The organism is Synechococcus sp. NB0720_010 (assembly GCF_023078835.1).
In the GTDB taxonomy this organism is placed as follows: Bacteria; Cyanobacteriota; Cyanobacteriia; order PCC-6307; family Cyanobiaceae; genus Vulcanococcus.
Genome location: NZ_CP090898.1, coordinates 1,806,213 through 1,828,299 on the forward strand (window position 1 = coordinate 1,806,213; position 22,087 = coordinate 1,828,299).

The following is a 22,087-nucleotide window of genomic DNA, read 5'->3' on the forward strand; positions in this document are numbered from 1 at the left end:
GTTGATGTTGGGTCTCTCCCTGGGTGGAGTGTTGCTGTGGTTAAGCCTGGGCTTTCTCCTGGGGTTCTGGGAGTGGCCCTATCAACTGTTGTCCGAGCTTGGATTCGAGCTGCAGCAGCGGCTTTGGCCTGGACCGACCCCGTTGGGAGTGGTGCTGGTCTTTGGCGGCACTGTGGCCCTGGTCGGTTTGGCCTGGGGACCGTTGGCCCGTGGTCGTAGCGGCGGCCTGACCCCTGTCCTGGCGGCCCAGCAGGACTCTGATCAGCCAGCTCTCCAGCAGGTTCTCTCGCTGAAGACTCAGCTTTATCGCCTGCCGTTGTTGGTGCTGACTCGCCTCAGTGGCGGAACGGTCGGTGTGGAGTCTCCCTCCGCTTCGCTTGGGGCCTCCTTCCTCCTGGCTTGTCGCAGCCGCTGCTCCCCATTGGCGGCCTTGCCCTTGCCACTCCTGCTGGCCATTGGCGGCGGCGCAGGTTTGGGTGCGGCCTTTCGTTCGCCGTTGTTGGGTGCCGCCTATGCGATCGAAGAATTAAGCCGTGAGAAGGGCCTGCGCTTGGTCCTGCCCACCCTTCTCTTGGCGGGTACGGGAGCGCTAGTGAATTCGCAGCTGGGTCAGCCCGCCCGCCTGGATGGGTTGCGCATGGATGCTCTGCCTTTGAAACTCTGGCCCTGGGTGCTGTTGCTCACCGTGTTGGCGTCGACCCTGGGCGGTTTGTTTGTTCGTTGCTTGATCCCACTCTCGGTTTGTTTGACGCCATGGTTCAAGCGCACGCCCTGGCGCTCGTCCCTGGGGATTGCACTGGTCTTGACGCTGGTGGCTTGGCTCAGTGGTGGTTTAAGCCTCAATGACGGAGGGCTTCTGCTGGGACCAGCGCTGGCGGGCAGCGTGACTGTGCCCTCGGCCACCCTGATTTGGCGTTGGATCGCGTCGTTGTTGAGCATTGCCGCGGGTGTCCCGGGCGGCTTGATGCACGACACCATGACCCTGGGCTCCCTATTGGTAGGAGTGCTGCAGTCGCTGCCTGGTGTCGCCCCACTTCCGGCGACGGCTATTGCTCAGTTGGCGGCCGTTGGTGCGACCGCTCTGTTTGCCGGAGCCAACGGCACGCCATTGTTTTGTGCTCTGTTTGTGTTCACCCTGCAGGGGGATTCCGCACTCTTGCCCGTGCTGTTGCTGGTCAGCGCCGTCAGCACCGCTTGGGTGGGGATGTGGCGCGGACCCACCTGGAATGAGGCGCAGTTAGAGACCGCCATGGCGCACCACACCCGATGAGCCTCCAGGTTCTGCTGGCTGATACCCCCGAGCTACGGGAGGCCATCTATGCACTGCGCTACGTGATTTATGTGGAGGAGATGGGCAAATCGCCTCCGGCCGCAGATCACCAGCGACGCTGGATTCGCGATGGTCTGGATGCCACCGCCCGTCTCTACGCCGTTCAGGACGAGGCCGGCACCTTGGTGGGCACGCTGCGCCTCAATCGACTGAGCGATCTGAGTGACCCGACCACAGAGCTGGCGCCCCTCCCGATCGCGACGCTGTTGGAGCGTTTCCCTCCCGAGGCGATCTCCCACACCTCACGCCTGATGCTCCTGCCCGCCTGGCGCGGAGGGGCTGCGCTGGGGTTGCTGTTCAACCGTTGCTACGGCGATGCAGCTGAAGCCGGAGTCCGCGTCGATCTCTGCCACGCCAAGCCTGGTCTGGTGGAGCTCTATGAGCAGTTGGGTTATCGCCGCTTCTGTCCAGGCCTCGATCTGAAGGGGGTGGGGTATCAGGTGCCGATGCTGCTGGCCTTGCATGACCGCGCGCATCTGCGTGAGAGCCGTTCACCGCTGCTCCGTCACCCGGCTAGCCGCCAGGGTGAAGACCCTTGTGGTGATGCCACCTGGATGGCCTCGATCGCGGAGAGCTATCGCGGTCTCAATCACCGCCTGGTGGAGCCCGATGCGTTCTGGGGTGCCGTGGGTGATGCCCTGCGGGAGGGCGAGCAGGAGATTCCTCTCTTCCGCGGCCTGAGCGAGGAGCAATCGCGAGCCTTGCTCAAGACGGGGACCGTGCTCAGCTGTCAGCCCGGTGATCCCCTGGTGAGGGAGGGGGAGCCGCAGCAGGAGCTGTTTGTGGTGCTGGAGGGCGTCGCGGAAGTGTGGCGAGAGCAGGAGGGGCATCGGCTCTCCTTGGCGTTGCTGGAGCGGGGCGCTGTCTTTGGAGAAATGGGCTTCCTCGGACGCTCGCGTCGCAGTGCCGATGTGATCGCCGTGACGCCGATGCGGGTGCTGGTGCTCACCCAGGCTTTTTTGAATCGTTCCATTCGGCATCAACCGGATGCCGCGGCATTGCTGCTCCGTAACCTCTCGATGGTGCTGGCGGAGCGGTTGGCTCAGACCACCGATCGCCTCTGGCAGCTGAGCCAATTCACTTGAACGCCCCAATTCCGATGGCCGCTGTCTCCTCCGCCGGCTCCTACGACTTCAACGCCCTCGGCAGCGCGAGCGGAGAGTTGGACCGTCTGCAGCTGCAGGCCCGACGCTCCGCGGAACTGGAGCGCGGGCTGCTGCTTCAGATGGGCTTGCAGGACGGTCAGGAGGTGCTCGATCTGGCCTGTGGTCCCGGTGTGATCAGCCGCCTGATTGCTGAGACCCATCCCGCCAGCCGGGTGACTGCGATGGACCTCAATGGCGAGCTGCTGGATGCCGCGCGTCAGGAAGCTGCGGCCGCCGGCCTGGAGCGGATCACCTTTGTGCAGGGTGATGTCTACGCACCGCCGCTGGAGCCCGGCCGCTTCGATTTCATCTACGCCCGGCTGCTGTTTCAGCACCTGGAGGATCCGCTGCGGGCGTTGCAGGCGGTGCGCGCACTGCTCAAGCCCGGCGGCAAGCTCTGCATCATGGACATCGACGATGCCTGGCTGAGCCTGGTGCCTGAACCCGAGGGCTTCCGGGCTTTCACCGAGGCTGCGGCCCGTGCCCAGGCCAAGCAAGGGGGCAATCGCAACATTGGCCGCGAGCTGGGCGGCCTGCTCGAGGCGGCGGGCTTCAGCGATGTGAATGTGCACGTCGAAACCGTGAACTCGCGTCAGCTCGGCATGCGCGCATTCCTCGACATCACCCTCGGCTTCAAGCGCCTGTTGCTCAGCGGCGCCGAGCTCGAGGCTGCGTCCAGCACGCTCGCCGCTGCGGATGCCTTGGTGGATGACCCCCAGGCCTGGGCCTTTGTGGGCGTCTTCCTGGCCAGCGGTTCTCGTCCCTGAGTGTTGGGCGGGTTGGGTTCTGATCCCCCGACACAGGCCAGGCCCTGTGGCGTGCACTACAGCTCGGCCCGGTAGCTGCGCTTACGACTGAGCCACGCTGCAGCTGATGCCATGACCTCCGAACAGGCCGCTCAACTGATTGATGATGCCCTCGATCTGGTGCATCAGCGGTTGATCTCCCTGGAGCATGAGGAGCAGAGCCAGGCCCACCAGGCCCTGATGGAGGAGTTCCGCGAGTGGCGTCATCCACCCGGCGGGCAAATCGACTTGATGGTCTGCCCGGGGTTCTCCGCGAGCTAAGGCAGCGAAACGAGACACTGGAGGCATGTCCTCCGACACGATCGCCGCCGTTGCCACCGCCGTCGCTGCAGGCGAGGGCAGCGTCTCGATCGTGCGGATCTCCGGGCCCGAGGCGGAGGCCATCGGTGAACGCTTGTTTGAGGCCCCCGGCCAGCAGGTGTGGGAGAGCCACCGCGTGCTCTACGGCCATGTGCGCGACCCCGGCAGCGGCGAGCGGGTGGATGAAGCTCTGCTCCTGCTGATGCGGGCTCCCCGCAGTTTCACCCGCGAGACCGTTGTTGAGCTGCACTGCCACGGCGGGGTGATCTCCGTGCAGCGCGTGCTGGAGCTGGTGCTGGCCGCCGGCGCTCGGCGCGCCATGCCGGGCGAATTCAGCCAACGGGCCTTCCTCAACGGCCGGCTGGATCTCACCCGGGCGGAGGCCATCAGTGAGTTGGTCACAGCTCGCAGCCGGCGTGCGGCCCAGTTGGCGATGGCGGGCCTCGATGGGGGCCTGGAGCGCCAGATCAGTGCCCTGCGGCTGCGCCTGCTCGATCAACTGGCGGAGTTGGAGGCGCGGGTGGATTTTGAGGAGGACCTGCCCCCCCTGGATGGTCAGGCGGTGGCTTCGGAACTGCAGGCGGTGCGCAGCGCTCTGCAGGAGCTGGTGGCCGATGGCGAGCGCGGTCAGGTCCTGCGGGAGGGGCTGAAGGTGGCGATCGTGGGCCGCCCGAACGTTGGCAAGAGCAGCTTGCTGAACCTGCTCAGCCGCAGCGATCGCGCGATTGTGACCGACTTGCCCGGCACCACCCGCGATCTGGTGGAGAGCGAGCTGGTGCTGAAGGGGGTCCCGCTGACCCTGCTGGACACCGCTGGGATTCGTGACACCGAGGATCGTGTCGAGCAGATCGGCATCGAACGCAGCCGCGGCGCGCTGCAGGCGGCGGATGTGGTGCTGCTGCTGTTTGACCGGGCTCAGGGTTGGCTGGCGGAAGACCAGGCACTGTTGGATTCCCTCCCACAGGGCATCCCCCGTTTGGTGGTGGCCAACAAGGCGGATCAGCCCGCGGCGGAGCCTGCCGCCCATGCCGACGTTTGCATCAGTGCGTTGACCGGCGAGGGCCATGAAGCCCTGGTCGATCGCCTGCTGCAGAGCTGCGGCCAGGGCGGTGACCAGGGTCTGCAGGTGGCCCTGAATCGACGCCAGTTGGATCTGGCGGTGTCAGCGGCGGCCAGCTTGCAGCGCACCCTCGAGGCGGGTGAGCAGCAGTTGCCTTGGGACTTCTGGACGATCGACCTGCGGGCTGCGGTGCGCTCCCTCGGGGAAATCACTGGGGCCGAAGTGACCGAGGCGGTCCTCGATCGAATCTTCTCGCGCTTCTGCATTGGCAAATAGGACCAAGAGCTCGGGCAAGCTGCCCCTGGGTCCATCACGCTGAGTTCATGATGAGCGCCGCACCCCTGACACTGACGCCGGCTCTTCAGCAGCAGCTGCGCGACTGGTTGCAGGAGGACATCGGCCGCGGCGACCTCAGCGCTGCAGCCCTACGCCCTGGTCGTTGTCGGGCCCATTGGATCAGCAAGGCCCCGGGGGTGTTCTGCGGCGGCCCGCTCCTGGACTTCGTTTTTCGTGAGCTGGATCCGAAGGCCAGCGTGGAGCTGCTCGTGGCCGATGGAGACGCAGTGACCCCTGGCCAATGCCTGTTGAACGTGGAGGCCGAGGCGGCGGCCTTGGTGGCGGCAGAGCGCACGGCCCTGAATCTGGCGATGCGCCTCTCGGGGATCGCCACGGCCACTTCCCGGCTGGTGGCTGAACTGGAGGGAAGTGGCGTCCGGCTGGCTGACACCAGGAAGACCACGCCCGGTTTGCGGGTGCTGGAGAAGTACGCCGTGCGCTGCGGCGGTGGGGTGAACCATCGCCTCGGCCTGGATGACGCGGCGATGTTGAAGGAGAACCATCTGGCCTGGGCCGGTGGGGTCGCTGCAGCGATCGCCGCTGTTCGCTCAGGGGCACCTTGGCCGGCGCGCGTCATCGTGGAGGCCGAGACCTCCGCCGAGGCCCAGGCCGCGATTGAGGCCGGAGCCGATGGGGTGTTGCTCGATGAGTTCAGCCCCGAGGCCCTGCTGGAGCTCGTCCCCCAGCTGCGGGCCCTGACCAGCCGCCCTGTGGTGCTGGAGGCTTCGGGGGTGCAGCCGGAGCAGCTTCGGGCCTATGCCGCCACAGGACTGGATTTGATTTCAACCAGTGCACCGGTGACCCGCAGCAGCTGGCTGGACCTGAGCATGCGCTTCTCCAGCTGAGTTCATTCCCGCGGAGAGGGATGATCTGAAGATCTCCCCCGCATCTCCATGCTTTGCATCGCCCAGTCCCTGGAGAACCAGCTGCGCGATGCCATGCAACGGGCATTTCCTGAGGCGGCGGGGGCGGGCCAGGCCTTCGATCCCCAGCTCGCGCCGGCCAGCAAGCCCGAATTTGGTGATTTTCAGGCCAATGGCGCCTTGCCCCTGGCCAAGCCCTTAGGCCAGCCCCCCCGCAAGATTGCCGAGGCGGTGGTGGAGCAACTCAAGGCGGACGAGGGCTTCATGGCCCTCTGCCAGGAGCCGCAGATTGCTGGCCCTGGCTTCATCAACATCACGCTTCAGCCCGAGCGTCTGGCGGCGGAGGTGCAGCAGCGCCTCGGGGATGCCCGCCTTGGCGTGCCGGCTGTGGAGCAGCCCGCTCCTGTGGTGGTGGACTTCTCCAGCCCCAACATCGCGAAGGAGATGCACGTGGGGCACCTGCGCTCCACGATCATTGGCGACTCCCTGGCCCGTGTTCTGGAGTTCCGCGGACATCCGGTCCTGCGGCTGAACCACGTCGGCGATTGGGGCACCCAGTTCGGGATGCTGATTACCCACCTCAAGCAGGTGGCCCCGGAGGCTCTGGAGACCGCCGATGCGGTGGACCTGGGCGACTTGGTGGCCTTCTACCGCGAGGCCAAAAAGCGCTTCGATGAGGACGAGGCCTTCCAGACCACCTCACGGGAGGAGGTGGTGAAGCTGCAGGGGGGCGATCCGGTCTCCCTAAAGGCCTGGGGGCTGCTCTGTGACCAGAGCCGCCGCGAGTTCCAGAAGATCTACGACCGCCTGGACATTCGCCTGAGCGAACGGGGGGAGTCCTTCTACAACCCCTATCTCGAGGGAGTGGTTCGCGACCTGGAGGCCACGGGGCTGTTGGTGGTGGATGACGGAGCGGGTTGCGTCTTCCTCGAGGGGGTGAGCGGTAAGGACGGCAAGCCCCTGCCGGTGATCGTTCAGAAGAGCGATGGCGGCTTCAACTACGCCACCACCGACCTGGCGGCCATCCGTTATCGCTTCGGCTCAGCCCCGGAGGGTGATGGAGCCCGCCGGGTTGTGTACGTGACCGATGCCGGTCAGGCCAACCACTTTGCGGGGGTGTTTCAGGTGGCCCGCCGCGCCGGTTGGCTCCCCGAGGGGGCCCGTCTGGAGCATGTGCCCTTCGGTCTGGTGCAGGGGGAAGACGGCAAGAAGCTGAAAACCCGCGCCGGTGACACGGTGCGCCTGCGGGATCTGTTGGATGAGGCCGTGGAGCGCTCAGAGGCGGACTTGCGTCGCCGCCTGGAGGAGGAGGGCCGCAGTGAGGACGAGGCCTTCATCGCTCATGTGGCCAACACCGTCGGACTGGCGGCGGTGAAGTACGCCGACCTCAGCCAGAACCGAATCACCAACTACCAGTTCAGCTTTGATCGGATGCTGGCCCTGCAGGGCAATACGGCTCCCTACCTGCTCTACGCCGTGGTCCGCATTGCCGGGATCGCCCGCAAGGGCGGCGACCTGGATGCGGCTTCCGCAGGGGGGCTTCAATTCAGTGAACCTCAGGAATGGGCCCTGGTGCGGGAGCTGCTGAAGTTCGATGCGGTGATCGCCGAGGTGGAGGAGGAGTTGCTGCCCAATCGCCTCTGCACCTATCTCTTTGAACTGAGCCAGGTCTTCAACCGCTTCTACGACCAGGTGCCTGTGCTCAAGGCTGAGCCAGAGGCCCTGCCGTCTCGCCTGGCCCTTTGCCGTCTGACCGCCGACACCCTCAAACTGGGTTTGGGTCTGTTGGGTATCCCAACGCTGGATCGGATGTGATGGAGCAACCGTTGCCATTGGCTCGCCCCGAGGTGGAGAGCCTGCATGCCTACAGCGCCCCCCTGGAGGGACGCCGAAAGCTCCTGCGGCTGGATTTCAACGAGAACACCGTCGGCCCAAGCCCCCGCGTTGTTGAAGCGCTGCGCTCCATTCCCGCCGATCACATCGGCATCTATCCGGAGTACGACGGTCTTCGCGAAGCGGTGGTCGCCAACCTTGGGCTCCCGCTGCAGCCCCAGCAGGTCGGTCTATTCAATGGCGTTGATGCGGCGATTCATGCCGTCTTCCACGCCTATGGCGACCGCGGTGAGACGTTGCTCTCCACCTCGCCAACCTTTGGTTACTACACCCCCTGCGCTCAGATGCAGGGGATGGTGATTGAGGCCGTTCCCTACGTCGGGGAGTCCTTCGCGTTCCCTCTGGAGGCGATTCGCGAGCGCCTGCAGGCCCTGCAGCCTCGTCTGCTTCTGATCTGCAACCCCAACAACCCCACGGGAACTCGCTTGGCTCCGGAGCTGATCCTTGAGCTCGCGGCCGCGGCTCCGGCAACCCTGGTGGTGGTGGATGAGCTCTACGAGGCCTTCACCGGTGACAGCGTGCTGCCCACGGCCGATTTCGCCGCCACTCCGAATCTGCTGGTGCTGCGCTCCTTGGCCAAAACCGCCGGCCTGGCGGGGCTGCGCATCGGCTTTGCCATCGGACATCCCTCGGTTGTGGATCGCATCAGCCGCGTCACGGGGCCCTATGACATCAACAGCTTTGCGGTCACCGCGGCCTTCGCGGCCCTGAAGGATCAGGCCTACGTGGATGCCTACGTGCAGGAGGTGTTGCAGGCCCGCACCTGGATGGCCCAGCAGCTCCAAGCAGCTGGAGTGCGCCACCACATCGATGGCGGGAACTATCTGCTGGTGTGGCCGAAGAACGATCCAGCACGGATCGATCAGGGGTTGCGGGAGGCGGGAATCCTGGTGCGGGCGATGACCGGCAAGCCGTTGATTGATGGCTCACTGCGGGTCAGCCTGGGAACCACAGCGCAGATGCAGCAGTTCTGGGCGGCCTATGCCGCCCTGGAAGGACTCGCGGCCTAGCGCATGACGTCGATCTGGGTGCCCTCGCCGAGCTTGCCCGGCAGGCTCAGCACCCGGCCGACCCGTTTGACGCTGGTGCCCTTCATGGCCTCCAGGAAGGGCTCGACGCTGCTCTGGTCGCAGTTCGCCGGGGTTTTGCCGCTGACGTACTGCACGGGGATCACCCGCTTGGGAGCTAGCTCACGTACCACCGCCGCGGCTTCCGCCCCGTCGTAGACCTTGGCGCCGCCGCCGACACCGATGATCAGCACGTCAGGCTTGCCCAGGAGGACCCGATCCTCAGGACTGAGCTTGGCGGCCGTGCCACCGAGGTGGGCAAAGCTCAGACCGCCCTGGTTCCAGCGCCAGAGGGTGGCCTGGCCGAAGCGCCGACCGCCAAAACGGTCGTGGGGTGCGGAGATGCCTTCGATCTTGAGGCCGGCGAGGCGGTAGGAGCCCGGTTGGCTCAGAAACTTTCCTTTCGCCACTGGAGCGCCTTCATCCAGCAGCAGGCTGCTGGCGAGAATCACATTGGCGCTGACCCGGGGTTCCGCCAGTCCTGAGGCGCAGGCCACGGCCTTGAACGGGTTCACCAGAACCTTGGCGCCACCGCCTTGGATCAGCAGGGCGCTGTGGCCGTAGCTGGTGATCGTCACACCGGTGTTGGCACTCGCTGCCAGGGGCAGGGCGACGGCTGCGGCAGCCAGGGTGCGGATCAGCAGGGCCATGGAGCAGCTGGAGTTGGGCCGAACGTTAGCCGGCTGCCGCTTGGGCCAGGAAATTCCCCAGGAGCTGATGACCGCTCTGGGTGAGGACGCTTTCCGGGTGGAACTGCACCCCCTGCAGATGGGGGTACTCCCTGTGGCGCAGGCCCATGATCGTGCCGTCTTCGAGCCAAGCGGTGATCTCGAGGCAGTCGGGCAAGGACTCCCGCTCGGCAATCAGGCTGTGGTAGCGGGTGGCCGTTAGGGGGTTGGGCAAGCCGGCGAAGACCCCAGCTCCCTCGTGGAGCACCGGTGAGGTCTTGCCATGCATCAGCTCCTTGGCTCGGATCACCTTGCCGCCGTAGACCTGGGCAATGGATTGATGGCCCAGGCAAACCCCCAAGGTGGGGATCCTTGGGCTGAGTTCCCGCAGGACATCGAGGCAGACCCCGGATTGATCCGGGTCGCCGGGGCCCGGCGAAATCAAGATGGCGTCGGGGTTGAGCTCACGGATCTGCTCCAGGCTCAAGGCGTCGTTGCGCTCGACCCGCAGGTCTTCAGTGATGGGGTGGTCGGCCGCCAGTTCACCCAGGTACTGCACCAGGTTGAAGGTGAAGCTGTCGTAGTTGTCGAGAACGAGAAGCATCAGCCCTCCAGCCAGGGCACCATTCAAACGCCCAGACGGACCAAGAGGGCGGGGAGCACCAGCAGCGCCGCGATCACCAAGGAACTCAGGGCCGCCACCAAGACCGCTGCGGCGGCGCAATCCTTGGCGATTCGAGCCAGGGGGTGAAATTGCCGGCCGATGGCCAGGTCGACCACCGCTTCGGTGGCGGTGTTGATCAGTTCCAGCACCAAGACTGCGGCCACGGTCAACACCAGGACGGCCAGTTGGGGCAGGGGCAGCTGCAACCAGAGGCCCAGGCCAAAGACACAGGCCCCGGTCACCACATGGATGCGGAAATTCCGCTGGCTGCGGAAGCCGTAGATCAGGCCCTGGGCGGCATAGCGAAAGCTGGCCGGCAGATCACTGGCGACCTGCCAGGCTCCGAGCCGCCGCACCTTATTGCCAGCACCAGTTCCCGCCTCGCTCGCCTGATGCAGGCCTCGCCTGGAGGTTGGTTCCGGGTCCTGGGGTTGAAGCATGGGCAAAGGCGACTGGTGCAGCCCTTTGGCCGCACCCTACCGCTGCTGGGTCCCGGCGAGAAGCTGCTGCTGCCTCTGCAACATCGCCTCGAGGCTGGCGTCGTCGGGATGGTCCCAGCCCAGTAGGTGCAGCAAGCCATGGGTGGCCAGGAACAGCAGTTCCTCCCGCAGGCTGTGCCCGTGTTCCGGGGCCTGCCGCGCAGCGGTTTCGACGGAGATGACGATGTCGCCGAGTTCCAGGGCATCGAGCAATCCCTCCTCCCCGTCGAAGTCGGGCATGGGGATCGCTGGGGCGTCGTCCAGGCCGTCGTCCTGGGCGGCGAAGGCCAGCACGTCCGTCGCCCCTTCCTTGTCACGCCAATCGCTGTTGAGGGCAGCGATCTCTTCGTCGTTCACCAGGCTCAGGCCGAGGCTGTAGGCCGGCGCCTGGAGGGACTCTGGGAGTTCGCCCTTGAGCTGGCTCAGCCAGCCGTTGATCAGTGCATGCCAGGGCTCGATCCCCTGGATCGGATCGCAGAGCTCAGCGGCAGACTCAACCAGGGCTTCCGGTAGATCCTCCGCGGCCTCAAAGGCCAAATCCAGGTCGGGTTCGGCCGTCATCGCTTCAGGCTCCAGGTACTTGGGGTTTGCCCAGCCAGGCCACCAGGACGATGAAGCCGACAAACCCCAGGGCGGTCAGGCCGAAGTGGAACAGGCTCAACTTGCCCTTGCGCACCATGTTGCGCATCGCCAGTTTCGTGAAACTGGGGTTCTCACCGGCCGCGCCGGAGGTCTCTTGCGTCGTGGCATCAGTCATCGCTGCTGGCTCCGGCCACTTCAACGCCGGCATGCAGCAGGCTCTGGATGAAGGGATCGAGATCGCCATCCATCACGCCTTGCACGTCGGTGGTTTCGTGCTGGGTGCGCAGGTCTTTCACCATTTGGTACGGGTGGAAGACGTAGTTGCGGATTTGGTTGCCCCAAGCCGCTTCGACGATGTCGCCGCGGATGTCGGCGATCTCAGCGGCGCGCTGCTCCTGGGCGATCACCAGCAGCTTGGCCATCAGCAGGGCCATGGCCTTTTCCTTGTTCTGGAGCTGGGAGCGCTCCTGGGTGCAGCGCACGAACAGACCCGTCGGGATGTGGAGGATGCGCACGGCGGTCTCCACCTTGTTCACGTTCTGGCCGCCGGCGCCGCCTGAGCGTGAGGTGGTGATCTCCAGGTCCTTTTCGGGAATATCCAGCTTCACCTCCTCCTCGATCTTGGGCATCACCTCCACGCCCGCGAAGCTGGTTTGGCGCTTGTCGTTGGCGTTGAACGGTGAGATGCGCACCAGCCGGTGGGTGCCCTTCTCGTTGCGCAGATAGCCGTAGGCGTAGCGGCCCTCGATTTCAATCGTGCAGCTTTTGATCCCCGCCTCTTCCCCGTCGCTGAGTTCGTCCACGGTCACCTTCATGCCGTGGTCTTCGGCCCAGCGGGTGTACATCCGCATCAGCATCAGCGCCCAGTCCTGGGCGTCGGTGCCGCCGGCGCCGGCATTGATGCTGATCACGGCCCCCTCTTTGTCATAGGTGCCGCTGAGTAGGCGCTCGAGCTCCCAGCGATCGAGGTCCACCCGCAGCTTCTTCAGCGCTGCGTCCGATTCGCTGAGTAATTCGTCATCGGGCTCGAGCCCATAGATCTCAACCGTGGCCTCGGCGTCGGCCACGGCCCCCTGCCACTGGCTCAGCTGCTCGAGCTGGGCTTTCACCTCATCGAGCTGGCGCATCTTGGACTGCGCCAGCTTTTGGTCATCCCAAAAATCCGGCTGGGAGGCCAGTTGTTCGAGATCCTGTTGCCGTGCTTTCAGTGCAGCGACGTCAAAGACAGTCCTGGGCATTGCCCAGGCGGTCAGTGAGCTCAGAGAGATCGCGCTTGAAGTCGGTGAGGTCGAGCACCAGGCCGAGAGGAACTTGGTTTGACCGTATCAGCGCAGGCCTTGGGCGGGTCGGCTTCCCGTCCAAGACCCTCAAATCTCGCTTCTAGGATTTCGAAACGCTTGAGAAGTGGCGCCATGCCGACGGTTGAGATCTACACCTGGCGCGCCTGTCCGTTTTGCATTCGCGCCAAGGCGCTCCTGGATCGCAAGGGTGTGACCTACACCGAATACGCCATTGACGGCGATCAGGCCGCCCGCCGGGCCATGTCTGAGAAAGCGGGTGGACGCACCAGTGTTCCCCAGACCTTCATTAACGGTGAACACGTCGGCGGCTGTGATGACCTCTACGCCCTTGAGCGCAGTGGCCAACTCGATGCCCTGCTGGGAGCCTGAGCTTGAGCGCTCTCACTAGCGGTCTGCCCGCGCAGCTGTTTGTGATCGATCCGATCGCACGGCTGCGTCCAACCAAAGACTCCAGCGTCGCCCTGATGCAGGCGGCCCAGCGCGCCGGTCAGCAGGTCTGGGTCTGTACGCCAGCCCAGCTTTCCGTTCAAGGCCAGGACGCCCTGGTGCAGGCCCAGCCGATTCGCCTGGCTGAGATCAAGCCAACGGCCAGCGGTTGGGACCTCCCGGACCAGTGGTTTGAAGCGGATGAGCCCCGCTGGCTTCCCCTCAGCAGCTTTCCGCTGGTGTGGATGCGCAAGGACCCACCGGTGGATGAGGCGTACCTCTACGCCACCCACCTGTTGGAGCTGGCGGAGCGCCAGGGGGTGCGGGTCCTGAATCGCCCCGCTTCGCTACGGGCTTGGAACGAAAAGCTGGGAGCGCTGCGTTGGAGCCATCTGATGGCCCCCAGCCTGGTCAGCGCTGATGTGGAGCAACTGGCGGCCTTTGCTGCGGACCACGGTGATGTGGTGCTCAAACCCCTCGGCGGGCGAGCCGGTCAAGGGGTCGTGCGCAGCCATGGAGCAGCGCCGGGTTTAAAGGCCCTGCTTGAGCTGGTCACGGCCCAACAGGCCCTGCCGGTGATGGTCCAGGCCTTTCTCCCAGCGGTGACGGCCGGTGACAAGCGCATCCTCTTGGTGGATGGTGAGCCCCTGGGGGCGGTGAACCGAAAGCCCGCGGCCGGGGAGTTCCGCAGCAACCTCGCGGTGGGTGGCTCGCCCCAGGCGACGGAACTGACGGAGCGGGAGCGGGAGATCTGCGCGGAGTTGACCACAAGCCTGCGGGCAGAGGGGCTGTTCTTCGTCGGCATCGACGTCATTGATGGACGCCTGAGTGAGATCAATGTCACCAGCCCCACCGGCGTGCGTGAGGTGGAGCGTCTGAGCGGTATCCCCCTGGCCGATCAGACGCTGGAGCGCCTCCTAGCTGGGTAGGGGGGCTAAAACACCAAAAGTAAGTCGTTGTGTGGGTAATACCCTTGGCGGGTGGAGTTCAGGTTGACTTCATAGAGACGCTTGATGTCTTCGAGCGAGACTTGTTCAAAGAAATCCTGATGACTGGTGGTTCTCATAAGGAGAACCTTCTCGCACTGATCGATTGCTTCATAAAATAGTTCTGGGCCTTCCTTGGTTCTTTGCAGCCCGTAAGGCCAGAATTCAACAACTGCGAACCTATGACACTCTTTGTGGAGGGTCTTGGTTCCACCTTTGAGTACATGCCCTTCGTGTCCTTGGGTGTCGATCCACGCAAGAGTTTTGTTGGGTGAGAGGGTATGTGCATAGCGATCTGTTAAAGAGTCGAGCTTGAAAACGGTTGTTCTAGCGGTCCTTCTCTTGGACTCGTTGTCTACTTCTTTCGCATTTTTGGGGATCCTTGGATCTCGCACGCGATGATCGCCGCAATTTCTTGAGCAGAGCTCAAGTTCAGCGTCCCCGTCAAAATCGCTTACTGCAGCATTGATCGCGCTGAAATAAGGGCTTAAGTTGTTGAGAGAGATGTTTTTCTGTAGAAGTTCAAAATTGATCGGGCTCGGCTCAATTGCAATGCATGTTTGGTAGAGCTTGCTTTTAAGTGCATAGATTGAATACAGGCCAATGTTGGCGCCGATATTTAAAAAGTTCTCAGGCGAAAATCCCCACTTTTCCACAAGGTGCTCCGTCGTAAGCCGGATATTGTGCTCGTGATAGTGACGATTTCTCTTTAGTTCGTTTGTTAAGTAGTCCTCTTTGAGGCAAAATAATTGAAACAGCCGTGTCTTTATAAGTGTATGATTGCTCGTTCCTTGGTCGCGCCTGGCTAGTCGCTGTTTGAGCCACTTGAGGCTGGCTCTGTGGCCATGATTATTGCCTTCTGCAGTCCAGTATCTTGCAGGCATATAAAGGGACTCGGTGTCGTATATTTCCTCTAGGCAGTGAAGTAGTTCATTCTTTATGAAAAATGCATTTACACCGCTAATATTGCATGAGACTAGTGTGAATCCGAGATTGCTCATCATCTCGACCCATGACTGCAGGGATGAGCCGTAGTAGTCATCTCCACCCCATTGATGATTGTTCTCGGGGGTGAGTTTTAGCGCTATTGGAGGCCTGAACTTTGCATTGTACTCAACGCAGATTAATTTTGGATTTAAGGTTTGTATGAACGTTGGGGCTATTTCTTCGTCATAGCCATCGATGTCAATGCTCAGGAAGTCTAGTGAATCTGTTCCAAGGAATCCCTTGCAGCGTTTCGGCAGTTCGTCTTCACTTGGCGAAATGAGCTGTTCTATGACAAGGAGATCGTCGAAGCTGCGCCCTCCAATATTAGTTGCAATGAAATCGATATTGGATTTTGAGCCGTCAATCCATACCCCGCGGTAGCCCTTTAGCAAGAGCAGGTGAGAATTGTTTTCTGTCCCATTGCCGCATCCTATCTCGACAAAAGTTTTGCTTTCGGCGGAAACATTTCCTATCCTCTTCAGGCAGTATTCAATAATTCCGTCCTCATCCGTTTGTGAGTAGCTCTTCCATCCGTGCAGGATGGGATTGTGAGGTGTCCTCTCTCTGATCACCGTTTTTATTTCGGTGATTGCTTGCTCTATCTGTAGCTCTTTGCTCACGATAAACTTGCTGAGGAGTGTGGTTGCCTGGGTATAGCTTATCCATTCCTTGGTCTGATGCCTTTGTTTTTGCGAGTCTTGACTTGGGGTATGTTTTTGCGTTCTCTATCCCCACCCCATCCCCCCTTGGCCGATCAGACGATGGAGCGCCTCCTAGCTCGGTAGGCCTGCTCCGCAGTGATCGCAGAACTGAGCTTCAGCCCTGTGGCTCGTGGTGTGGCACTGCCCGCAGCTGCGCTGCACCAGGGTCGGTTGCAACCGCTGCATCTGCTGGAATTTGGCTCCGACGATTCCAGTGGGCACGGCAATGATGCTGTAGCCCAGGAGCATCACCAGTGAGGCCACAAGCCGGCCGAGGGGGGTGACGGGAGCGACATCGCCGTAGCCCACGGTCGTGATGGTCACGACGGCCCAGTAGATGCCGATCGGGATGCTGCGGAAACCGCTCTCGGGGCCTTCGATCACGTACATCAAGGTGCCGATTAAGACCACCAGCGCAACGATCGTCAGCAGGAACACCGTGATCTTGCGGCGGCTCTGGACGAGGGCCTGACGCAGCTGATCGGCCTCGGTGAGATAGGCCCCCAGCTTGAGGATCCGGAATACCCGCAGCAGGCGCAGCACCCGGATGATCAGAAAGGCCTGACCGATGGGGATGCCAATGGTCAGGAGGGGCGGAATGCTCGAGACCAAATCCACCACGCCAAAAAAGCTGCGGGCGTAACGCAGGGGCGTGCGGCTGCAGAGCAGGCGCAGCAGATACTCCAGGCTGAAGAGGGTGGAGAAGACCCACTCGGCGCCGCTGAACCAGGGGCCAAACAGGGTGTCCAGCTGGCGATCACTTTCCAGAGCCACCAGCAGCACGCTGGAGCCGATGGCGATCAGCAGAGCGAGGTCGAAGTTTTTCCCGGAGGGGGTGTCGGATTCAAAGATCACCCGCTCCAGTCGGGTTTTGCCCAGCCCTTGGCGCAGCCCCAGGGCAGCCAGCAGGCAGAGGGCTAAAAGGACCGTGCCCACCCCCAGCTGCATCAGCGCAGGCTCTCGCTGTGGGGCAGATCGAGTTGCTGTTGCAGGACCCCCAGCTTCAGGGCGACTTCCGCCAGCTCGCGCTCAACTGCGGATCCGCGCACCAGGCCAGCGCCGGCGGTGAGCTCGAGCCGGCGGCCCTGGAGGCTGCCGCTGCGGATGGCGACGCGCAGTTCCGTGTCCCCTTCGCTGTCGATCCAGCCGATCGGTGCGGCGTAATAGCCCCGCTCGAAGGGTTCCAGGCTCCGCAGGGCAGCCATGGCCTCGCGGCGGGGAAGGCCGGCTACCGCTGGGGTGGGATGCAGGGCGGCCGCCAGGGAGAGCGGTTGTTGGTCCTCGAGCGCCGCACTGATGGGGGTGTGCAGATGCACCAGCTGCCCGTGCCGGGCCAGTCGCGGGTGACGCGGTCTGCGGGTGGTCAGGCCTGCGGCGCGCAGGACGTCGGTGATCGCTTCGACCACGAGTTCGTGTTCACGCCGGTCCTTGTCGGAGCGGGTCAGCAGCTCGGCCGTCGGCCCCACCGGCGCCGTGCCGGCCAGGGCGTCGCTGCGCAGTTGTCCCTGGCGCACCGTCAGCAGTCGCTCGGGCGAGGCGCCCAGCAGGGCTGGACCTCCAGCCTGCTGCCAGAGAAAGCGGCAGCTGCCGGGTTGGCGCAGCCGGAGTTGGGCCAACAGTTGGAGCGGATCGAGCGGTTGATCCAGCAGCAGCTGTTGGCGCACCGCCAGCACCAACTTGCGCAGGCGACCCTCCTCGACCAGCTCCACGCCCCGCTGCACCACCGAGCGGTAGCCCTCCTGCCAGGAGGAACGGCTGGCGATGGCCGGACCGGGGGCATGCCCCTGGTCGGCGCTGGGATCGGAGGGCAGGGCACCCAGGCGCTCGGCCTGCTCCCAGAGTTCTTCGGCGACGCTGCGGGCGCTGATGTCCCCGCCGAGGTTGCGCTGCAGCCGCAGCCAGCAGTGGCGCCCCTGCTTGCTCAGCTGCCAGCGGGGCAGGACCGCCTGAACGCCAGGGACCCCTTCGCCTTCGTGCAGGGGGCTGTCAAAAAACGAGAACGCCAACAGCACCCTGGGCCGTGCCAGGGGCGGGCAGTGTTGCGGTGCGGCCAGGCGATTGAGGCTGACGGCACTGAAGCGCTGGGCTAATTCGAAGCGCCGGGGACCGCTGAGTTCCAGGCTGTTGCAGCGTCCGCTGGCGGCGAGGCACAGCCCGGGGGCGCTGTCCCAGAGGAAGCGAAACCGCTCTCCCTCTTCCAGCTGGCTGAGCAGCGCCATCGGATCCCGGCTGGGGATCGCCACGGCCAGGCTGAGCACGCCCTCTCCCTCGAGCTGGCGCTCACCCGCCTGGGCGGCGGTCAGCAGATCGCTGAAGCTGGTTGTGACGCTGGTGGGGGCCTGCAACCGAAACGGGCCGATGCGGCTGCTCAAATGTATGGGCCTTCCCGCACCTCGAGTTGCCCCTGCCCGCTGACGAGCCTCAGGTCGTCGCAAGCCTTCATGCCCCTGCCGCCGAGCGCAGGCGCCTGTGGAAGGCTGCGATCAAGTGGCCGATGTATGCCGTGGCCGTGATGCCAGTCCTGCTGGCCGCCGGTTGGCGCGTGCAGCAGGAGCTCCCGGTGCGGCTGGATCAGCTGCTGTTGTTTCTGCTCGCGGCCGTGCTGCTGCTGGCTTGGGAGAACCTGGCCAATGACGTCTTTGATGCGGACACGGGCGTCGATGCCCACGGGAAGCCCCATTCCTTGGTGAATCTCACGGGCCGGCGGGATCGGGTGTCGCTTCTGGCCAATGGAGCTCTGTTGCTCGGCCTGCTGTTGATGGCCCTGGTGGCTGCGCGCAGCCATGGCGCCGTGCTGGCCCTGGTGCTGGCCTGCTGCGGTCTGGGCTACCTCTACCAAGGCCCCCCGTTCCGCCTGGGCTATCGCGGTCTGGGAGAGCCCCTTTGCTGGTTGGCCTTCGGTCCCTTGGCGACGGCCGCCGGCTTGATGGCCGTCGCCCCAGCGGGCGCAGCGGCGGTGCCATGGCGGGCAGCCCTGGAGGTGGGCAGTGGTCCGGCCTTGGCGACGACCTTGGTGCTGTTCTGCTCCCACTTCCATCAGGTGGAGGAGGACGCCGCCCATGGCAAACGCTCTCCTGTGGTGCGCCTGGGCACGGGACGGGCGGCGGCCCTGGTGCCCTGGTTTGTGGCGGGTTGCCTGGCGTTTGAGTGGGCGCCGGTTCTGGTGAACCATTGGCCCTTGACCGCTCTGCTGGGGGCGGCGGGCTTGCCTCCAGCCCAGGCCCTGATTCGCCTGCTGCGGGAGCACCACCGCGAACCCGAGCGCATCAGTGGCAGCAAGTTTTTGGCCCTGCGTTTCCAGGCCCTCAACGGCTTGGGTCTGGCCCTGGGCTTGGCCTTGGGCTGATGCAACTGCAGTGGCGGCCCTATCGCTTCCAGCTGCCCAGTGCCTTGGTCAGTGCCCAAGGACGCTGGCTCGAACGACGGGGTTGGCTGCTTCGTTTGCAGGGACCGGGCGGCTGCTTGGGATGGGGGGAGGTGCCCGAGCTGCCCGCCGCCTGGATCAAACCTGAGCCAGGGCGGCTTCCGCTGCAGCAGGCCCTCGAGCAATTCCCGCTGGAGCAGGAGCGCAGCGGACTCGAGGCGCAGCTGCCCGAGCTGCCCAGTGCCCTGGCCTTGGGCTTGGGGATGGCCCTGGCTGAGCTGGATGGCCTGGGCGAGGACTGCTGGCTCCAGGCGCCCACCTCCGCCGAGCTGCTGCCAGCTGGTTCGGAGGTTCTCCCGGCCATGGCGGCCCTGCTGGAGCGTTCATCCGCGGCTCCCCGGACTGTGAAGTGGAAGGTGGCGGTCGGCGCTGATGCCCAGGAGCGCACGCTGTTGGATCGGTTGCTGCAGCAACTCCCACTGAATTGGCACCTGCGCCTGGATGCCAACGGCGCCTGGGATCGTCAGACGGCCCAGGACTGGGTGGAGCGCCTGCACGGCGAGTCGCGCTTGCAGTGGCTGGAGCAGCCGCTGGCTCCCGCTGATGTCCAGGGGCTGAGGGCCCTGGCGGAGCGCGTTCCAGTGGCCCTCGATGAAGCCCTGCGGCAGTGCCCGGAGCTCTATGGCGCCGACTGGACGGGCTGGCGCGTGCACCGGCCCCTGGCGGAGGGCGATCCGCGTCCTCTGCTTCAGCAGTTGCAGCGGGGCCTGCCCCGCCTGGTGGTCAGCACGGCCTTCGAGACAGGGATTGGCCGGCGCTTTCTGCATCACCTGGCTGGTCTCCAGGCCCTCGGCCCCACTCCGGTGGCCCCGGGCCTGGCGCCCGCCTGGCAGCCAGAGGGCCCCCTGTTCAGCGCCGATCCCCAGCAGGTTTGGGAGGCGGCAGCCCCATGAGCCCTTTGCAGTTGCTGCTGGATCAGGGGGACCGTGCGGCCTTGGCCGAGCAGCTGCGGTTGAGTTGGCGCGATGGACTGACCACGGCGGTGGTGGCGCCCCAGGAACAGGAGATGGTGGCGCCCCTGTTGGAGGCAGCCCTGCCGGCCGACCTGGGCCCGGGAGTCGTGCTGGGCACCGGCGGCAGTGCCGGCGCGCGCCGCTGGTGCCTGCAGCCCTTGGCTGGCCTGCAGCGCGCGGCCACAGCCACGGCCGAATGGCTCCTGGGCGTCGGCCTCGATCCGGGGGACTGTGAGCTGCTCAACCCCCTGCCGCTGCACCACATCAGCGGCCTGATGCCCCTGGTGCGGGCCCAGCAGTGGCGGGTGCCGATGCGTTGTTTGCCGCCGCAGTGGTTGCGGGACCCGGCGCTGCTTGTTGAAAACGCCCCCCTCGATCGCAAGCGGCCGGCGCTGGTCTCGCTGGTGCCGACGCAGCTGCAGCGGCTGCTGGAGGATCCCCGCGCTCTGGCCTGGTTGCGCGGCTGTGCCGTGATCTGGGTGGGTGGAGCGGCCTTGCCAGAGGCGCTGGCGGAGGCCTGCCGGTGCGAGGGCCTGTCCTTGGCCCCCTGCTACGGCAGTACGGAGACGGGGGCGATGGTGGCGGCTCAGTTGCCGCAGGCCTTTTTGGCGGGTCAAAGCGGATGCGGCCAGCCGCTGTCCCATGCCGAGCTGCAGGTTGACCCCTGCACTGGCGCCCTGCAGATCCGCGGCGAGAGCCTGGCGGCGGCCCTCTGGTCTGGGGAGGCCTGGGAGCCCCTGCCGTTGCAGCAGGGCTGGTGGAGCAGTGGCGACCGCGCCCGCCTTGATGCGGGTGGTCTTCAGCTGCTGGGCCGGTTGGATGGTGCGATCCAAAGCGGTGGGGAAACGGTGTTCCCTGAGCAGGTGGAGCTGGTGCTGCTGCAACGGCTGAAGGACGCGGGTTTGCCGATCGAGTCGCTGCTGCTGCTTCCGGTAGAGGACCCCCTGTGGGGCGCCCGCTTGCTGGCCCTGGTGCGGCCGGCCGGACCGCAGGACTGGCCAGCGCTGGAGCGCGCTCTGCAGCGCTTGGCTGAGCTGTTGCCTCCGGCCCAGCGGCCCCGTCAGTGGCTCTGCTGTGAGGCCTTGGAGCGCAATGCCATGGGCAAGTGGGAGCGCCAGCGCTGGCGCCATTGGCTCCAGTCCCTGCCGTGACAGATCCAGCGGCCTTTGCTAGAAGCGGCCTGTGGCGGGAGGACCGATGGTCGAGAGCAACCTCACCGAAGCCAGCAATAAAAAGCTCGCGGCTGGCTTGCTGGCGATCTTTTTGGGCTCATTCGGTGTGCACAAATTCGTGCTGGGTTACAACACCGCTGGGCTGATCATGTTGCTGGTCACGGTGTTGACCTGTGGCATCGCTGGTTTTGTGATGGGCGTGATTGGAATCATTGAGGGAATCATCTACCTCACGAAGACCCCAGAAGAATTTGAGTCGATCTACATCCAGAACAGCAAAGAGTGGTTCTGAGGTGTGGCCTTGAAGTCGGCCCATCGCTGGATCCTGCCGCTCTCCGCTCTGGTCAGTGTGGGCTTGTTCTCAACGGTTCCTGCCCAGGGATTCCACCCCTTTGCCTTGCTGGCGAGTTTGCTGCCGCTGCAACTGGCTGCGCTGTTCTGGTGTCTCGGCGTTATCTCTAAAGGGGCTGAATCCCGCCTTGTAGGGCAGAGGCTTCCAGCCAACGATTGATCCCTGGCGGCAATTCACAGCGTTGCCGGCCGTCGCTGCGGATGGCCCGATGGCGTGTGAGCCCCTCAGCGACCAGCTGGTCGTCGCTGCTGAAGCTGTAGCGCACTTCAAAGCAGCCCGGATCGAGCCGCGTCGGTTTCAGGCTGATGGCCAGCGGGGATCCGCAGACCAAAGGGCGGCGGAAATCGGCGCTGCAGTGAACGATCGGTAGGCCCACCTCTGGAGTGCACCCAGGGGTCGGGAAAATCTCGGCTGCGTTGAGGCCAAAGCGCTCGAGGCTTTCTTCATAGGCCTCATGGCACCAGCGCAGGAGCTGTTGAAAGTGCATGACCCCGGCGGCGTCGGTTTCACCGAAACGCACGCTGCGGCAAAGCATCAACCAGCTGTTCGGATTCATTGCAGGCCGAAGTCAAACCCGCGAAGGGCTCTGCAC

General features: G+C 64.5%; 24 protein-coding genes. 14 read left to right on the plus strand and 10 right to left on the minus strand.

All coding sequences use genetic code 11. From position 1 onward, the window contains the following. Positions 1-4 precede the first annotated feature (4 nt). From LY254_RS09455 to LY254_RS09490, 8 genes are all read left to right on the plus strand, one after another. On the plus strand, positions 5-1,270 hold the full coding sequence (locus tag LY254_RS09455) for a chloride channel protein (RefSeq protein ID WP_247476827.1): 1,266 nt from the start codon (positions 5-7) through the stop codon (positions 1,268-1,270). Continuing rightward, the gene (locus LY254_RS09460) at positions 1,267-2,415 is read left to right on the plus strand and encodes a cyclic nucleotide-binding domain-containing protein (protein WP_247476828.1); all 1,149 of its coding nucleotides are present in this window, start codon (positions 1,267-1,269) and stop codon (positions 2,413-2,415) included. Before LY254_RS09455 ends, LY254_RS09460 begins: the two co-directional genes overlap by 4 nt. Continuing rightward, positions 2,412-3,242 carry a class I SAM-dependent methyltransferase gene (locus tag LY254_RS09465; protein WP_247476829.1) on the plus strand — a complete coding sequence of 277 codons (831 nt, stop codon included), beginning with the start codon at positions 2,412-2,414 and terminating at the stop codon, positions 3,240-3,242. Before LY254_RS09460 ends, LY254_RS09465 begins: the two co-directional genes overlap by 4 nt. A gap of 111 nt (positions 3,243-3,353) precedes the next feature. Beyond that, complete coding sequence (locus LY254_RS09470) at positions 3,354-3,542, plus strand: hypothetical protein (RefSeq protein ID WP_247476830.1); 189 nt, start codon at positions 3,354-3,356, stop codon at positions 3,540-3,542. 25 nt (positions 3,543-3,567) lie between these two features. Then, positions 3,568-4,917 carry a tRNA uridine-5-carboxymethylaminomethyl(34) synthesis GTPase MnmE gene (gene mnmE / locus LY254_RS09475; RefSeq protein WP_247476831.1) on the plus strand — a complete coding sequence of 450 codons (1,350 nt, stop codon included), beginning with the start codon at positions 3,568-3,570 and terminating at the stop codon, positions 4,915-4,917. A 50-nt stretch (positions 4,918-4,967) separates the two neighbouring features. Continuing rightward, positions 4,968-5,822 carry a carboxylating nicotinate-nucleotide diphosphorylase gene (gene nadC / locus LY254_RS09480; protein WP_247476832.1) on the plus strand — a complete coding sequence of 285 codons (855 nt, stop codon included), beginning with the start codon at positions 4,968-4,970 and terminating at the stop codon, positions 5,820-5,822. 48 nt (positions 5,823-5,870) lie between these two features. Next, complete coding sequence (gene argS / locus LY254_RS09485) at positions 5,871-7,655, plus strand: arginine--tRNA ligase (protein ID WP_247476833.1); 1,785 nt, start codon at positions 5,871-5,873, stop codon at positions 7,653-7,655. After that, a complete protein-coding gene (locus LY254_RS09490; protein WP_247476834.1) occupies positions 7,655-8,743 on the plus strand; it encodes a histidinol-phosphate transaminase in 1,089 nt (362 codons plus the stop codon). The genes argS and LY254_RS09490 overlap by 1 nt, the downstream gene beginning before the upstream one ends. Here LY254_RS09490 and LY254_RS09495 read toward each other — a convergent pair. The 6 genes from LY254_RS09495 to prfB form a co-directional block, all read right to left on the minus strand. Then, positions 8,740-9,450 carry an MBL fold metallo-hydrolase gene (locus LY254_RS09495; RefSeq protein ID WP_247476835.1) on the minus strand — a complete coding sequence of 237 codons (711 nt, stop codon included), beginning with the start codon at positions 9,448-9,450 and terminating at the stop codon, positions 8,740-8,742. The two genes, LY254_RS09490 and LY254_RS09495, sit on opposite strands and share 4 nt — an antisense overlap. 25 nt (positions 9,451-9,475) lie before the next feature. Beyond that, complete coding sequence (locus LY254_RS09500) at positions 9,476-10,072, minus strand: aminodeoxychorismate/anthranilate synthase component II (protein WP_247476836.1); 597 nt, start codon at positions 10,070-10,072, stop codon at positions 9,476-9,478. Between the two features lie 23 nt (positions 10,073-10,095). Next, positions 10,096-10,572, minus strand: a complete 477-nt coding sequence (locus tag LY254_RS09505; RefSeq protein WP_247476837.1) for a diacylglycerol kinase family protein — start codon at positions 10,570-10,572, stop codon at positions 10,096-10,098. 36 nt (positions 10,573-10,608) lie between these two features. Next, entirely contained in the window at positions 10,609-11,172 is a 564-nt protein-coding gene (gene ybeY, locus LY254_RS09510; protein WP_247476838.1) for an rRNA maturation RNase YbeY, read from the minus strand. A 4-nt stretch (positions 11,173-11,176) separates the two neighbouring features. Further along, positions 11,177-11,368 carry a DUF3285 domain-containing protein gene (locus LY254_RS09515; protein ID WP_247476839.1) on the minus strand — a complete coding sequence of 64 codons (192 nt, stop codon included), beginning with the start codon at positions 11,366-11,368 and terminating at the stop codon, positions 11,177-11,179. After that, positions 11,361-12,489 (minus strand): peptide chain release factor 2 gene (gene prfB, locus LY254_RS09520; RefSeq protein WP_247476840.1). Its coding sequence is split into 2 segments (ribosomal slippage): positions 11,361-12,413 and positions 12,415-12,489, totalling 1,128 coding nucleotides; the frame shifts between segments, so codons are not numbered across the junction. Before prfB ends, LY254_RS09515 begins: the two co-directional genes overlap by 8 nt. A gap of 116 nt (positions 12,490-12,605) precedes the next feature. Here prfB and grxC point away from each other — a divergent pair. Both grxC and gshB read left to right on the plus strand, forming a co-directional pair. Further along, complete coding sequence (gene grxC / locus LY254_RS09525; protein WP_247476841.1) at positions 12,606-12,863, plus strand: glutaredoxin 3; 258 nt, start codon at positions 12,606-12,608, stop codon at positions 12,861-12,863. A 2-nt stretch (positions 12,864-12,865) separates the two neighbouring features. Beyond that, positions 12,866-13,849: a glutathione synthase gene (gene gshB / locus LY254_RS09530; RefSeq protein WP_247476842.1), complete on the plus strand. Its 984-nt coding sequence runs from the start codon at positions 12,866-12,868 to the stop codon at positions 13,847-13,849. Between the two features lie 5 nt (positions 13,850-13,854). Here gshB and LY254_RS09535 read toward each other — a convergent pair whose 3' ends face one another. The 3 genes from LY254_RS09535 to LY254_RS09545 all read right to left on the minus strand — a co-directional run bounded on the left by LY254_RS09535 (position 13,855) and on the right by LY254_RS09545 (position 17,966). Then, positions 13,855-15,513, minus strand: a complete 1,659-nt coding sequence (locus LY254_RS09535; protein WP_247476843.1) for an FkbM family methyltransferase — start codon at positions 15,511-15,513, stop codon at positions 13,855-13,857. Positions 15,514-15,666: 153 nt separating this feature from the next. Then, on the minus strand, positions 15,667-16,542 hold the full coding sequence (locus LY254_RS09540) for an ion transporter (RefSeq protein ID WP_247476844.1): 876 nt from the start codon (positions 16,540-16,542) through the stop codon (positions 15,667-15,669). Beyond that, positions 16,542-17,966: an isochorismate synthase MenF gene (locus LY254_RS09545; RefSeq protein WP_247476846.1), complete on the minus strand. Its 1,425-nt coding sequence runs from the start codon at positions 17,964-17,966 to the stop codon at positions 16,542-16,544. Before LY254_RS09545 ends, LY254_RS09540 begins: the two co-directional genes overlap by 1 nt. Before the next feature lie 122 nt (positions 17,967-18,088). On the opposite strand from LY254_RS09545, the gene menA reads away from it, so the two are divergent. From menA to LY254_RS09565, 4 genes are read left to right on the plus strand one after another with little or no spacing between them, the layout of a single operon-like run. Continuing rightward, complete coding sequence (gene menA / locus LY254_RS09550; RefSeq protein WP_247479846.1) at positions 18,089-18,940, plus strand: 2-carboxy-1,4-naphthoquinone phytyltransferase; 852 nt, start codon at positions 18,089-18,091, stop codon at positions 18,938-18,940. Further along, positions 18,940-19,911, plus strand: a complete 972-nt coding sequence (gene menC, locus LY254_RS09555; protein WP_247476848.1) for an o-succinylbenzoate synthase — start codon at positions 18,940-18,942, stop codon at positions 19,909-19,911. Before menA ends, menC begins: the two co-directional genes overlap by 1 nt. Further along, positions 19,908-21,122: an AMP-binding protein gene (locus LY254_RS09560; protein ID WP_247476849.1), complete on the plus strand. Its 1,215-nt coding sequence runs from the start codon at positions 19,908-19,910 to the stop codon at positions 21,120-21,122. The genes menC and LY254_RS09560 overlap by 4 nt, the downstream gene beginning before the upstream one ends. A 46-nt stretch (positions 21,123-21,168) precedes the next feature. Next, positions 21,169-21,435, plus strand: a complete 267-nt coding sequence (locus LY254_RS09565) for a TM2 domain-containing protein (RefSeq protein WP_010313418.1) — start codon at positions 21,169-21,171, stop codon at positions 21,433-21,435. Positions 21,436-21,601: 166 nt separating this feature from the next. Here LY254_RS09565 and LY254_RS09570 read toward each other — a convergent pair whose 3' ends face one another. After that, a complete protein-coding gene (locus tag LY254_RS09570; protein WP_247476850.1) occupies positions 21,602-22,051 on the minus strand; it encodes a thioesterase family protein in 450 nt (149 codons plus the stop codon). Positions 22,052-22,087 lie beyond the last annotated feature (36 nt).